The organism is Phaeobacter sp. JH20_08, from assembly GCF_048056635.1.
Classification (GTDB): Bacteria; Pseudomonadota; Alphaproteobacteria; order Rhodobacterales; family Rhodobacteraceae; genus Phaeobacter; species Phaeobacter bryozoorum.
The window spans coordinates 714,658-727,427 of record NZ_JAYMVV010000005.1 but is presented as its reverse complement, the minus strand read 5'-3'; the positions used below and the strand labels follow the sequence as shown (position 1 = coordinate 727,427).

Here is a 12,770-nt window from a genome sequence, read left to right as displayed (position 1 = left end):
CTGGCGCCCACCTGTACATACAGGTCCTCGGGAATCATAACCGCACGGTTGCCTGGTGGTCCCGCCGCATTCCACCACTGTTCTGGCTGACAAAAGAAAAGCCGCGCCTGAGGGGCACGGCTGACTGAGGGCTTGCTGGTCTGGACGTTTGGTGTCCAGATCTGCGGATCAGCGGCGCGGCAGCTGCCGAGAGGCTTTCTTGGCCGGAACGCGCACCGGAACCATCTCAGAGTGCATATCGGGGGTGATCCGCATCCCGCCGCGCGGGGTGTCTTCTTTCTGCGCCAGCGACATCACCGCATAGCCGAACTGCACCCCGGCAAAAACGATACCGTTCATGAACCACAGGATCGCAACCGCCAAAACGCCACTGTCCGATGTGCTGACCAGATGCCAGAGGTTCATCACGTTGAACCACAACAGCAGCCCGACAAAAGCTGCGGCAATGGCAAAGCCGATCACCACGTTGCGAATATAAAGACTCACCAGCTTTGGCATGGCATACCCTCCTGCTTCGGCCAAAACGGTAGCACTCTTTGCGACATGGTCCAGCGGCAATTGCCGGATCGGCGGGATTTGACGCATGTCGACCAGCATTTTACGGCAGTGTTCTGGCAGCCCGGCGGCAGACGAAAAAAGCGCGCCCATCGGGCACGCTTCTCGATCCTCGTTGCGCCACAGCAGCTGGCGCCTGTCGCAAGCCCCGGTCAGAAGCTCCCAGTCAGATTGCCCTGGTTAGAAGGCTTCGGGGCATGCCTCACGCGCCATATGGTCCAGAACGGCATTCACGAATTTCGGCTCCTTGCCCTCTGGAAAGAAGGCCCGCGCGATGTCGACGAACTCATTGATCACCACCTTGGGCGGTGTCTTGCCTGCCAGCATCTCAGAACCCGCGGCCCGGAACAGGGCGCGCAGCGTCGGGTCGATCCGTGCAATCGGCCATTTGGCCACCAGTGCGCGGTCGGTCATCTGGTCGATCTTGGCCTGATTATTGACTGCGCCCTCGATCAGCTTGCGAAAGCTTTTCGGATCGCCCTCTGCCATCTCATCGCCTTCGTAGACCGCCCCAAAACGGTGGTCCTCAAATTCGACGATGACCTTGTCGAAAGACAGGTTGCTATGTTCCATCTGAAACAGCGCCTGCACGGCATAGAGCCGCGACGCTGATTTCATTTTATGCTTGTCGCTGCCCTTGCGAGCGGCGCCCTGGCTTTCCGAAGTGGTCATACGGTGGTGGGTCCATTGTCTGAGTCGGCCAGTCTGATGGCCTCGGAAGGGGCTTTGAAGCCGACTCCCTTGGTTTGGGCGCCCCATTTACGCGTCAGCGCGATCAGATGCAAGGCCGCAGCCGCAGCACCGCCACCTTTGTTCTGATCCTTCACATCGGCGCGGACCTCCGCCTGCTTGCGGTTTTCCACCGTCAGGATGCCATTGCCGATGCACAGCCCCTGTAGCCCCATCAACTGAATCGCGCGGCTGCTGTCGTTGCAGACGGTTTCATAATGGGTTGTTTCGCCACGGATCACGCAGCCCAGAGCCACGTAGCCGTCGAAGTTAGAGCTGCGGTCGGCAATCGCGATCGCGGTCGGCACCTCCAGCGCACCCGGCACTTCGATCAGTTCGCAGGTGCCGCCGACGGCTTCGATCTCGGCCTGGGCGCCGGCCACCAGATTGTCGGCGATATCCTTGTAATAAGGCGCGACCACGATCAGCAGCTTGACCGGTTTGTCGAATGTCGGACGGTCCAGCGTATAGTGAGTTTCATGTGCAGCCATATCAAGCGTCCTTCAGAAGAGGTTTGGTGCCAACGATGCTCAGGCCGTAGGCGTCTAGTCCAACATAGGTGGTCGAGGGTGAATCCGTCAGCAACACAAGCTCATGCAGACCCATTTTGGACAGGATCTGCGCGCCCAGCCCGGTCTGCTTGATGGTGCGCGGGCCTTCGTCGTCCTGCGCATAGAGCGAATTGCGCGGCTCGCGGAACAGGCAGACGACGCCGCGCCCCTCGGCCGCGATCAGTTCCATCGCGCGCGGCAGCTGTCGGCCCGGTTTGGGACCAAGTCCCAGAAGATCCGTTGCCTCATGCAGCGCATGGGTGCGGGTCAGGACCGGTTCAGGGGTGGTGATATCGCCCTTGGTCATCACCACATGTTCAATGCCGTGGGTCTGGTCGGTAAACAGGCGCAGTTCCCAATCGCCACCGATTTCAGACGTGACGGTCTTGCGCGAGGTCTCCACCACCAGATTGTCGTTGCGCGCGCGGTAGGCAATCAGATCACTGATGGTGCCGATTTTAAGCCCGTGCGTCCGGGCAAAATCGACCAGCTCCGGCAGCCGCGACATGGTGCCATCCTCATTCATGATCTCGCAGATCACGCCCGAGGGGTTCAGACCAGCCAGACGAGAGATATCAACCGCCGCCTCGGTATGGCCTGCGCGCACCAGCACACCGCCGCGTTTGGCCCGCAGCGGAAACACATGCCCCGGTGTCGCCAGCGCGGCCATCGTGTTGCTCTCGTCAATGGCCGCCGCCACGGTCAGTGCACGGTCGGCAGCGGAAATCCCGGTCGAGACACCTTCGCGGGCTTCGATCGACACGGTGAAAGCTGTTTCATGGCGCGAAGAATTGTTCACCGCCATCATCGGCAGCCCCAGCGCATCGACCCGCTCCGCCGTCATCGGAAGACAGATCAGACCGCGTCCGTGAGTCGCCATAAAGTTGATCGCCGCAGCATCCGCAAATTCGGCGGCAATCACCAGATCGCCCTCATTTTCGCGGTCCTCGTGATCGACCAGGATGAACATCCGCCCCTGACGGGCCTCTTCGATGATCTCTTCAATAGGGCTGATTGCGTCACGCAACTGGGCTTCAATCGGCCCCGGTGTTTCAAAGCTCATTCAGGCAACCTTTCGGTGGGCAGTCGTGGACAATGGTCAGTGCGACCTCCACAACCCCGAGCAAGGCCGTGGATACCCCAGCGGGATAGACCAGCCGCAGCGTAAATACCAGCCCCGCTTGCGGCAGCCCATGTACCGGACGCGGCGTCGCGGTGGCGCGTTCCCCTGTCAGAGGCTGTTTCAGGGTCAGCGGTTGCGGCGGCAGATGGCCCCTTGCACAGGCACGACGCAGCCACGGCAAAGGTCAAACTGCGCCGCAAGATCAGCTCCCCTCGTCGCGGGAGATCGCTGACGCGCGCCGCCCCTGCGGCGCGCCACGCCCAACGCCTGAGACGGCATCCGCGATGCCGGGAAACGGGGGCGGGAGCCTTTTGGGACGCCCCAGGCAGACAGCCCCAGATTGCACGGGGGCGCGCGTGAAAGAGGCTCAGCCCTGCTCGTTCAGCCGGGCCACGTAACGGGCCAGCGTGTCGATCTCAAGATTCACCGCATCGCCAATCGCAACATCCCCCCAGGTCGTCACTTCCTTGGTGTGCGGGATGAAGTTGATGCCGAAATCACATCCGTCGACATCGTTCACAGTCAGCGAGGTGCCATTCAGCGCCACCGATCCCTTTGGCGCGATAAAGCGCGCCAGCTCCTGTGGCGCGCGCAGGGTCACGCGGGTGCTGTCCCCTTCATCGCGGATCTCCACCACCTCGGCCACGCCATCGACATGCCCCGACACGATATGGCCGCCCAGCTCATCACCGACCTTCAGCGCGCGTTCCAGATTGACGCGCTTGCCCAGGGTCCAGCCGTTGCCGCCGATATTGGTCTTGGACACGGTCTCGGCAGAGATCTGCACATCATACCAATCCTCCCCCAGTGCGATCACCGTCAGGCAGACACCATCAGAGGCGATCGAGGCCCCGATGTCGATGGTTGCAGTGTCATAGCCGGTCTTGATCCGCGCCCGCAGGTCGCCCTGCTGCTCCAGCTCGGTGATGATGCCGATATCGGTGACGATGCCTGTGAACATGGGCGGGCTCCTGCAGGTTGCATATGCGGTTATGGCCGTCTTGGTCGGCCGGCGCCTCTCTGGTAGCCATTGGACCGCCGCGCGGCAAGCCCCGCTGTTGCCGGATAGGCGCGCCCGGGTCGCTGTGGCGCAGAACAGGCCGCCACTGGGCTTGCCTCGCCCAGCCGCGCCAGCCTACCCTTGCGCGGAAAGATGGTTAAATCCGATTAGGGGTTAAGCCATTGTTTGTACAATCGGGATATATTCGGCCCATTATGCACAAGACCGACCATCCACAACGCTGCTTTTTGTTTCTGCAAGGGCCTCATGGCCCGTTCTTTGCCAGCCTGGCAGAGATGTTGCAGGCTGCGGGCTCAGACGTGTGGCGGGTGGGGTTCAATGCCGGCGATCAGGCGTTCTGGCGCGACCGGGCCAGCTACCTGCCCTATCGCGGCGCCCCACAGGATTGGCCCGCCCATCTGGACACGATGCTGGACGACAAGAAGATCACCGATCTGGTGCTCTACGGCGATACCCGCCCGATCCACGCCAAGGCGGTGAGCATCGCGCGGGGCCGCGGCATCCGGGTACATGTCTTCGAGGAAGGCTATCTGCGCCCCTATTGGGTCACCTATGAGCGGGACGGCTCCAACGGCAACTCGCGGCTGATGGACATGCCCGTGGAGCAAATGACCGCAGCGCTTGCGCTCTCCGATATGGAGGCGCCGCTGCCCCCTTCACATTGGGGCGATACCCGGCAACATGTCTTCTACGGCGCGCTTTACCACGGCTGTGTCATGCTGCTCAATCAGGGGTACCGCCAGTTCCGCCCGCATCGGGCGCTGCCGGTCACCCGCGAATTTCAGCTCTATCTGCGCCGCCTGCTGCTGATGCCAATTCAGGCGCTGGAACGCAGATTGGCGACCCGGCGCATCCGCAACGGCGGCTTTCCCTATCATCTGGCCCTGCTGCAACTGGAACATGACAGCGCCTTTCAGGAGCATTCCCCCTTTGCCAGCCTCACAGATTTCCTGACCGAGGTGTTCCAGGGCTTTGCGGAGGGCGCGCCGCGCCATCACCATCTGGTGGTCAAGGCGCATCCGCTGGAAGATGGCCGTGTTCCGATCCGGCGCGCGGTGCGCCAGCTGGCAAAACACTATGGGCTGGAACACCGCGTCCACTACGTGCGTGGCGGCAAGCTCGCCGCCCTCCTGAACGAGGCCCGCACAGCGGTCACAGTGAATTCGACGGCCGGCCAGCAGGTGCTCTGGCGCGGCATCCCGCTGAAGGTGTTTGGCAAGGCGGTCTACGACAAGCCCGAATTTGTCTCCACCCAACCCCTGCCGGAGTTCTTTGCCGCGCCCGCACGACCGGACAATCGCGCCTATAAGGATTATCGCCGCTATCTTCTGGAAACCTCGCAGCTCCCCGGTGGCTTCTATTCCCGCAAGGGCCGCCGCCAGCTGCTGCGGCAGGTGGTGGATATGATGCTGGCGCCGGAGGACCCCTATCAGGCGCTGATCCAGGGGACAGCGGCACCGCGGCAACAGTTGCGTGTGGTGAACTGACGAGCCAGACCTCCAAGGCTGGATTTTTTCAAAACACTGCGCTAGCTTGGCCTTAAAACTTGAGGCAGAACAATAATAGGTCGAGGAGACCGAGCAGTGAAAACCGTTCCCTTGCAATGGGCGCGCCCGGTTGCGATTCTGGCCGCAGTCACGCTGGCAGCATCCTGCGGCCTGCCCCAGGTCGGCCCGAACAAGCGTCAGATCTATGCCGGTTCCGTGCAAAAAGAAGGCGATGCCTTCATTGTATCGGTCAATGATCGCGTGACCCGCGCCACCGCCGTTGTCCCGGCGCTTGGCTTTTCCGAAAGCTTCCGCAGCGCCGGTCAGCTGACCTCCGACGTGATCCGCCCCGGTGATGTTCTGGGCCTCACCGTCTGGGAAAACGTCGATGACGGGCTCTTGGCGGCAGAGGCCACCAATGCCACGGTGCTGGAAGAGGTGCAGGTCGACAGCGCCGGCTTTATCTTCGTGCCATATGCCGGTCGGCTGCGCGCCTCAGGCAATACGCCGGATCAGCTGCGCCGCACCATCACCAAGAAACTCGAAGATCAGACCCCCGACCCGCAGGTTCAGGTCCGCCGCCTCGCAGGCGATGGCGCCACTGTCAGCCTAACCGGGGCTGTCGGAGGACAGGGGGTTTACGCGATCGAACGTCCAACACGGACGCTGGCCACCATGCTGGCCCGCGCCGGCGGCGTCGCGATTGAGCCGGAAAACGCCCAGATCACCGTTATTCGTGGTGCGGAGCGCGGTACCATCTGGTTCCAGGATCTGTTCAAACACCCCGAGCTGGACATCGCCCTGCGCGGCGGCGACAAGATCCTGGTGGAAGAGGACAGTCGCTCCTTTACTGCTTTGGGCGCAACCAGCGCGCAGGCGCGTGTCCCGTTTGAAAGCCAGAACCTGTCCGCACTTGAGGCCATCGCCCAGGTCGGCGGTCTGGTCTCCACCGCATCAGATCCGACAGGCGTCTTCGTCTTGCGCAATGAGCCTGCGGAAATTGCCAATCAGGTGCTCGGGCGCAACGATCTGATCGGGGCGCAGCGGCTGGTCTACGTGCTGAACCTGACCAAGCCCAACGGGTTGTTCGTGGCGCGCGACTTCGTGATCCGCGATGCCGACACGCTCTATGTGACCGAGGCACCCTACGCCCAGTGGACCAAGACCATCTCGCTTCTGGCCAGCCCGCTGGCGCCGATCGCCAGCGTCGAAAGTTTGGCCAGCGGCGGCTGATGACATGACGGGAACAGACCCGACGACAAGGGCCGGGGGCATTCGCTCCCGGCTTTACTATTTCAACGCCGGTTTCCTGCGCCAGCGGCGGCTGCGGCGCATCCTGTCACTGGCGGGCTATGACCTGCGGCTGGGCAAGCCGACGGCAGAGGATCTTGTCGCGGTCTGGGGCAATGCCGATACCGCTCATCGTGGTCTGGCCGTGGCGGCGGCACAGGGCTGTGGCCTGCTGCGGGTCGAAGACGCGTTTCTGCGCTCGATCTATCCCGGCCGTGAGGGAGAGCCGCCGCTGGGCTTGCTGCTCGACCGGTCAGGGTTGCATTTCGATCCCGCCACCCCCTCGGATCTGGAGCAGCTGCTGGCCACGCACCCGCTGGATGACAGCGCGCTGATGCGCCGCGCCCGGCGCGCGATTGCCCGGCTACAGGACGCCCATCTGAGCAAATACAACGCCTATTCGCCAAACGCGCCGGTGCCGGAACCGGGTTATGTTCTGGTGATTGATCAGGCCCGCGGCGACGCCTCCGTCCGCGCATCCACCCCTCATGAAGGAACCGATCACGCGCGCTTTCAGGAGATGCTTTACTATGCGCAGGACGAACATCCCGGCGCCCGCATCATCATCAAATCCCATCCGGAGGACCGCGCAGGCCATCGCCCCGGTTACTATACCGCCGCAGACGCGCAGAGACGGGTCGAGATCCTTGATGCGCCGGTCTCGCCCTGGGCGCTGCTGGAGGGCGCCATCGCCGTTTATACCGTGTCTTCGCAGATGGGGTTCGAGGCCATCCTCTGCGGTCACAAACCCCGCGTTTTTGGCCAGCCCTTCTACGCAGGCTGGGGCCTCAGCGAGGACGAATTCCCGATCACCCGGCGCCAGCGCCGCCTGACCCGCGCGCAGCTGTTTGCGGCGGCGATGATCCTCTATCCGACCTGGTACAGCCCCTATCACGACCGGCTCTGCGAGCTGGAGGAGGTGATCGACGCGCTGGAGGCCGAAGCCCGCGCTTGGCAGCAGGATCGCGCAGGCTGGATCGCCTCAGGAATGCGGCTGTGGAAACGACGGCCGCTGCAACAGTTCTTTGGCCGCTACCGACGTCTGCGGTTTAGCGACAGCCCCAAGGTCGCGCGCGCCAGCGGGCGCAACTGGATGATCTGGGCCGGGCGCACCGGCACCGGGCAATCTCCGGGCGCCCATCGTGTCGAGGACGGGTTTCTGCGGTCCCGCGGGCTGGGGGCGGCGCTGGTGCCGCCACTGTCGCTGGTCGTCGACCGGCAGGGTATCTACTACGATCCGCATCAGCCCAGCGACCTGGAAGACCTGATCGCCGCCCGCGCGACCCTGACCGCCCAGCAGCAACAGCGCGCCGAGAACCTGACCCGGCGGCTGGTGCAGGACAGCCTGTCGAAATACAACCTCGGCGGAACGGTCCCGAACCTGCCCGAGGGGCACCGCATTCTCGTGGTCGGACAGGTGGCAGATGATGCCTCGGTCCGTCTGGGATGTGAGAAAATCGCAAGCAATGCCGACCTGCTGCGGGCGGCCCGTGCGGCCAACCCGGACGCCGTGCTGATCTACAAGCCGCACCCGGATGTGGAGGCCGGGCTGCGCGACGGCAGCATCGCCGCCGAGGGGCTGGCGGATGTCGTCGTGCCCGACAGTGACCCGATGGCGCTTCTTGACATGGTGCATGAGGTCTGGACGATGACTTCGCTTCTGGGCTTTGAAGCGCTGCTGCGTGGGGTCAAGGTGACCACGGTTGGCGCACCGTTCTATGCGGGCTGGGGGCTGACCCGGGATCTGGGCGCGGTGCCCGTTGCCCGACGGCAGGCCCGCCCCTCCCTGATGGGGTTGGTCCATGCCGCGCTGATTGATTATCCGCGCTATGTGGATCCGGTCAGCGGCCTGCCCTGTCAGGTCGAACTGGTGGTGGAGCGGCTGGCGAAGGGCGATATTCCTGCCCCGGGCACCGCCACCCGGTCCCTGGCAAAGCTTCAGGGGCTATTCTCCACCTATGCGCATCTCTGGCGCTAGGCTGCTGCCATTAGGCGACCTAGCCCAGTGAACGGGCCCAACGGTGCTGGATATCTGCCCCAACGGGACGCATGTCGATCAGATCAAAGCGCGGCGCATCGGCCAAACCCTTTAGGCCCATGCTGCCAATTGAGGACAGACCATCACCCCCGATGGCCAGCCCGGCAGTGAAGCCAATCAGCTCATCCACCAGATCCTGCGCCAGAAGCGAGGCTGCAAGCGCGCTGCCGCCTTCGCAGAAGACGCGTGTCAGACCCGCCTGCCCCAGCTGCTGCAAGACATCAGCCGCATCCAGCTGCTGACCCTCTGCGGCGCAGGGCAGCAACCGCGCGCCCAACCCTTCCCAGGCGCGCAGGCGCTCAGCATCGGCGCCGGTCCCATGGCAGATCCAGACCGGGATATTGCGTGCACTGCGTGCCAGCTGCCCCATCAGCGGCAGGTCGAGATGTCGCGAAATCACCACCCGCACGGGCTGACGGCTCACCCCAAGATCCCGCACGGTCAGTGACGGGTCATCCGCACGAGCAGTCCCACCACCCACCATCACCGCATCATGGCGTGCCCGCATCGCGTGGACGGCACGGCGGGCCTCGGGTCCGGTGATCCATTTGCTCTCGCCCGCAGCGGTGGCAATACGGCCATCAAAGCTGCTCGCAAGCTTCAGCGTCACAAAGGGGCGGCCTTGTTCCGTCTTCAGAAAAAACCCGGCATGATCCCGCGCTGCCGCGTCCGAGCACACCCCGGTGGTGACCTCGATACCGGCATCGCGCAGCATCGCAAACCCGTGGCCTGAAACCCGTGGATCACTATCTTCCATGGCCGCCACCACCCGCGCCACGCCAGCGTCGATCAGGGCCTGAGCACAGGGAGGTGTCTTACCGGTATGGGAACAGGGTTCCAGCGAGACATAGGCGGTAGCGCCGCGCGCCAGTGCACCGGCCTGGCGCAATGCCTCGGTCTCCGCATGAGGGCGGCCCCCCGGCTGGGTCCAGCCCCGGCCGACAATGCGGCCTTTGCGCGCGATCACACAGCCGACAGCCGGGTTCGGCCAGCATTGCCCCTGCCCCCGTCGTCCCAGCGACAGGGCCAGCGACATATAGCGCGTATCCCCAGCCCGCATCCGTCCGGAGGCGTTCACTCTTCCGGCGCCTCCGGCGGGCGCAGCTCGTGAACGAAATCCTCAAAATCATCCGCCGCCTGGAAGTTCTTGTAAACACTGGCAAAGCGGACGTAGGCCACGGTATCTATACGGGCCAGCGCCTCCATCACGATTTCACCGATCTTCTTGGACGGGATATCGGTCTCACCCATGCTCTCCAAGCGCCGCACGATGCCCGAGATCATCTGATCTATGCGTTCCGGTTCAATCGGGCGTTTCTGCATGGAAATGCGGATCGAGCGCTCCAGCTTGTCGCGGTCGAAATCTTCACGTTTGCCATTGGTCTTGATCACCACGAGGTCACGCAGCTGCACCCGCTCATAGGTGGTGAAGCGGCCACCACAGGCCGGGCAGAACCGGCGCCGCCGGATCGAAACGTGATCCTCAGCAGGGCGCGAGTCCTTTACTTGGGTGTCGATATTTCCGCAAAACGGGCAGCGCATCAGCTGTCCCCCCTGTTCCAGTCCGCCGGTCAACCGGACGCCGCTGCGCCCTTATCCACAACTATATGGCAGCCTCTAGGGTTTGGGTAGAGGTGAATTAAGACCACAAGATGCCGGGGCTTAAACCAAATGCGCGATCACCCTGCGGCTGTGCGCTGCGTCGCGATGCTCGAACAGGTAGATGCCCTGCCAGGTGCCCAAGGCAGGCCGCCCGGCGGTCACCGGGATCGACAGGCTGACAGGCAGGATCGCTGCCTTGATATGGGCAGGCATATCGTCTGGCCCCTCATAGGTGTGGCGCAGATAGGCCATCGACGGATCGGACGCGGGCGGCACCAGACGCGACAGATAAGCGAGGAGATCGCCCTGCACCTCCGGATCGGCGTTTTCCTGGACCAGCAGCGAACAGGAGGTGTGCCGCACAAAAAGCGTCAGCAGCCCGGCGTCGCAGTGTGCGCGCAATACCCAGTCCACGATCTGATCGGTGATTTCATACAGCCCCTGCCCGCGGGTGGAGACGGTGAACTCTGCCTGCATGGATCACCTCGATGCCCAAACTTCTGCCCGGCTATCAGTTACGGCTGCGAAAGGGGAAAATCCAGTCTTCGCATTTGCCATAGGCCGCATTGGCACGAAACGCATAGCCGGGCGTCAGGATATCACCGGTCCAGTTGCCGGTGAATGGCGTCACCCCGGCGGCGGCCGGATCCAAGGTGAACCGCACGGCGGAACGTGCACCGGTGGTGCTGCTGGCCCCGATGCCGTCCACGGCGTAGATCTTTGTCTGCCAGGGCAGTCCGAGCGATTTGCGCACATAGTCTCCGGCGGCACACCAGTAGTCGGATTTCAGCGCCCCGGCCCGTCCGATCACCTCAAACTGACTCGCCCCCGCGGGCACGACCTCCAGCCGGTTAATCGCACGAAAGGCGGATGCCGGCACCGCCAGCGCCAGAAGGCCAAGCCCAACACCCACAACGGCGAGTGCCGTCCGGCGTGGTCCAGCCCGACGGCCCCTGGAGATCTGACGCGCTCTGCGGAATTTGAAACTGGGAAAGCCGGTCATGATGAACCTCGCCGATTGCGAATGAGGGCGCTGGTCAGAAGCGAACAAAGGCGGTGGTGCACTGGTGATCGGCCTCCTGAACGCTGAGCCGGTCACCAACGCGATAGGCATTTGTCCGTTTCAGCCAACTGTCAGGACGGTCACTTGCAACCGGGCTCAGGCTGAAATGCACGGTGGATTTACGGTTCACGGCGACGCCCTCGCCGATACCGCGCACGACATAGATGCTCTGCCCCCAGTCGGCACCAAGCGCGCGGCGCGCGTAGTCCGCCGCGCCACACCAGAATGCCGAGCGCACTGCGCCCTGCGGCGGGACCACTTCGAAACTGCCGTCAGGAAGAGCAAAGACACGCGCCTGATCGACGGTCACATGGCCGGTCGGGGTTGCTTCGGCGCAGGCTGACAGCGCAAGCGCCGCCGCAATAGTCACAGAAAATAGTCGCATGATGCCTATCCTTGATGAGTAATTCAGCCCGCGGCTCTGAGGATGCGCGCGCAAGCTGACCTGCGATCTGCGCGAAGCCCACAGCTTAGAGATAGAGGGCCAACGGCAGGATTCCAGATACCGCCGACCACGGCCAGTCACAACTGTTCACATTCAACGCTGCCGAAACAGGCCCATCACCTGCGCAACCAATCGGGCACTCGCCGCGTTGAGCGGTCAAACAACCACAAGACAGAGGATCCTCCCATGGCTCAGAAAACCCTGTTCATCACCGGCGCATCCAGCGGCATCGGCGCAGCAACCGCGCGTGCGGCCCATAAGGCAGGCTGGAACGTCGGCCTGTTCGCACGGTCCGAAGACAAGCTCAACAGCCTCGCCGAGGAACTGGGCGACGGCGCCCTGGCCTTGCCGGGAGATGCCACCAAATTCGAGGATCAGGTCGCCGCCCTACAGCATCTGCGCGACAGTTTCGGCCAGATCGACGCAGCCTTTGCCAATGCCGGGACCGGTCTCAACACTCCCGGGACGGAAAACGGCGACCCCTCGGAATGGCATGACATGGTTCATATCAACATCATGGCCCTGCTCTACACGGCAAAAGCCGCTATCCCGCATCTGAAACCGCAGAAAGGACACATCGTGCTGACCGGTTCGGCGGCAGGGCGGGTGCATATCCCCGGCTCCATCTATGGCGCCTCAAAATGGTTCGTCCATGGCTATGGCGGCAATCTGGCCGAAGAGATGAAGGACTGGGGCGGGCGCTGTACCGTGGTTGCGCCGGGGATGGTGGACACCGCGTTCTTCGACGAAGCCAAGCCCGACAAGCTCCAGCCCGAAGACGTGGCCGATGCCGTTGTCTTTGCGCTGGAGGCCGACCCGCGCAATGCCGTGCGGGAGGTCTTCCTGATGCCGACCGGTTGAGGCCG

The 12,770-nt window shown here is 63.3% G+C and carries 14 protein-coding genes; 4 read left to right on the top strand and 10 right to left on the bottom strand.

Annotated elements, in window-relative coordinates; genetic code table 11:
• Positions 1-168 precede the first annotated feature (168 nt).
• The 5 genes from VWY75_RS05465 to VWY75_RS05445 all read right to left on the bottom strand — a co-directional run bounded on the left by VWY75_RS05465 (position 169) and on the right by VWY75_RS05445 (position 3,919).
• Positions 169-498: a hypothetical protein gene (locus VWY75_RS05465; RefSeq protein WP_416534812.1), complete on the bottom strand. Its 330-nt coding sequence runs from the start codon at positions 496-498 to the stop codon at positions 169-171.
• Positions 499-735: 237 nt separating this feature from the next.
• Positions 736-1,227 (bottom strand): transcription antitermination factor NusB, encoded by a 492-nt coding sequence (gene nusB, locus VWY75_RS05460; protein ID WP_416538353.1) that lies wholly within the window; start codon positions 1,225-1,227, stop codon positions 736-738.
• Positions 1,224-1,775 (bottom strand): 6,7-dimethyl-8-ribityllumazine synthase, encoded by a 552-nt coding sequence (locus tag VWY75_RS05455; protein WP_416538352.1) that lies wholly within the window; start codon positions 1,773-1,775, stop codon positions 1,224-1,226. Before VWY75_RS05455 ends, nusB begins: the two co-directional genes overlap by 4 nt.
• 1 nt (position 1,776) lies before the next feature.
• Positions 1,777-2,898, bottom strand: a complete 1,122-nt coding sequence (gene ribB, locus VWY75_RS05450) for a 3,4-dihydroxy-2-butanone-4-phosphate synthase (RefSeq protein WP_416534810.1) — start codon at positions 2,896-2,898, stop codon at positions 1,777-1,779.
• A gap of 427 nt (positions 2,899-3,325) precedes the next feature.
• The gene (locus VWY75_RS05445; protein ID WP_416539322.1) at positions 3,326-3,919 is read right to left on the bottom strand and encodes a riboflavin synthase; all 594 of its coding nucleotides are present in this window, start codon (positions 3,917-3,919) and stop codon (positions 3,326-3,328) included.
• A gap of 254 nt (positions 3,920-4,173) precedes the next feature.
• On the opposite strand from VWY75_RS05445, the gene VWY75_RS05440 reads away from it, so the two are divergent.
• The 3 genes from VWY75_RS05440 (at position 4,174) to VWY75_RS05430 (ending at position 8,734) form a co-directional block, all read left to right on the top strand.
• Positions 4,174-5,466 (top strand): capsule biosynthesis protein, encoded by a 1,293-nt coding sequence (locus VWY75_RS05440; RefSeq protein WP_416539321.1) that lies wholly within the window; start codon positions 4,174-4,176, stop codon positions 5,464-5,466.
• A gap of 96 nt (positions 5,467-5,562) precedes the next feature.
• The gene (locus tag VWY75_RS05435) at positions 5,563-6,699 is read left to right on the top strand and encodes a polysaccharide biosynthesis/export family protein (RefSeq protein ID WP_340544981.1); all 1,137 of its coding nucleotides are present in this window, start codon (positions 5,563-5,565) and stop codon (positions 6,697-6,699) included.
• 4 nt (positions 6,700-6,703) lie between these two features.
• A complete protein-coding gene (locus tag VWY75_RS05430) occupies positions 6,704-8,734 on the top strand; it encodes a capsular polysaccharide biosynthesis protein (RefSeq protein ID WP_416539320.1) in 2,031 nt (676 codons plus the stop codon).
• Positions 8,735-8,753: 19 nt separating this feature from the next.
• On the opposite strand, the gene ribD is transcribed toward VWY75_RS05430, so the two are convergent.
• The 5 genes from ribD to VWY75_RS05405 form a co-directional block, all read right to left on the bottom strand.
• A complete protein-coding gene (ribD, locus tag VWY75_RS05425) occupies positions 8,754-9,830 on the bottom strand; it encodes a bifunctional diaminohydroxyphosphoribosylaminopyrimidine deaminase/5-amino-6-(5-phosphoribosylamino)uracil reductase RibD (RefSeq protein WP_416539324.1) in 1,077 nt (358 codons plus the stop codon).
• Positions 9,831-9,868: 38 nt separating this feature from the next.
• Positions 9,869-10,336 (bottom strand): transcriptional regulator NrdR, encoded by a 468-nt coding sequence (gene nrdR, locus VWY75_RS05420; RefSeq protein WP_340544979.1) that lies wholly within the window; start codon positions 10,334-10,336, stop codon positions 9,869-9,871.
• A 120-nt stretch (positions 10,337-10,456) separates the two neighbouring features.
• A complete protein-coding gene (locus tag VWY75_RS05415; protein ID WP_416539319.1) occupies positions 10,457-10,873 on the bottom strand; it encodes a secondary thiamine-phosphate synthase enzyme YjbQ in 417 nt (138 codons plus the stop codon).
• A gap of 34 nt (positions 10,874-10,907) precedes the next feature.
• The gene (locus VWY75_RS05410; RefSeq protein WP_416539318.1) at positions 10,908-11,399 is read right to left on the bottom strand and encodes a hypothetical protein; all 492 of its coding nucleotides are present in this window, start codon (positions 11,397-11,399) and stop codon (positions 10,908-10,910) included.
• 34 nt (positions 11,400-11,433) lie between these two features.
• Positions 11,434-11,844 carry a hypothetical protein gene (locus tag VWY75_RS05405; RefSeq protein ID WP_416539317.1) on the bottom strand — a complete coding sequence of 137 codons (411 nt, stop codon included), beginning with the start codon at positions 11,842-11,844 and terminating at the stop codon, positions 11,434-11,436.
• Between the two features lie 246 nt (positions 11,845-12,090).
• Between VWY75_RS05405 and VWY75_RS05400 the strand changes: the two genes are divergently transcribed.
• A complete protein-coding gene (locus VWY75_RS05400; protein ID WP_416534804.1) occupies positions 12,091-12,765 on the top strand; it encodes an SDR family oxidoreductase in 675 nt (224 codons plus the stop codon).
• Positions 12,766-12,770: the final 5 nt, after the last annotated feature.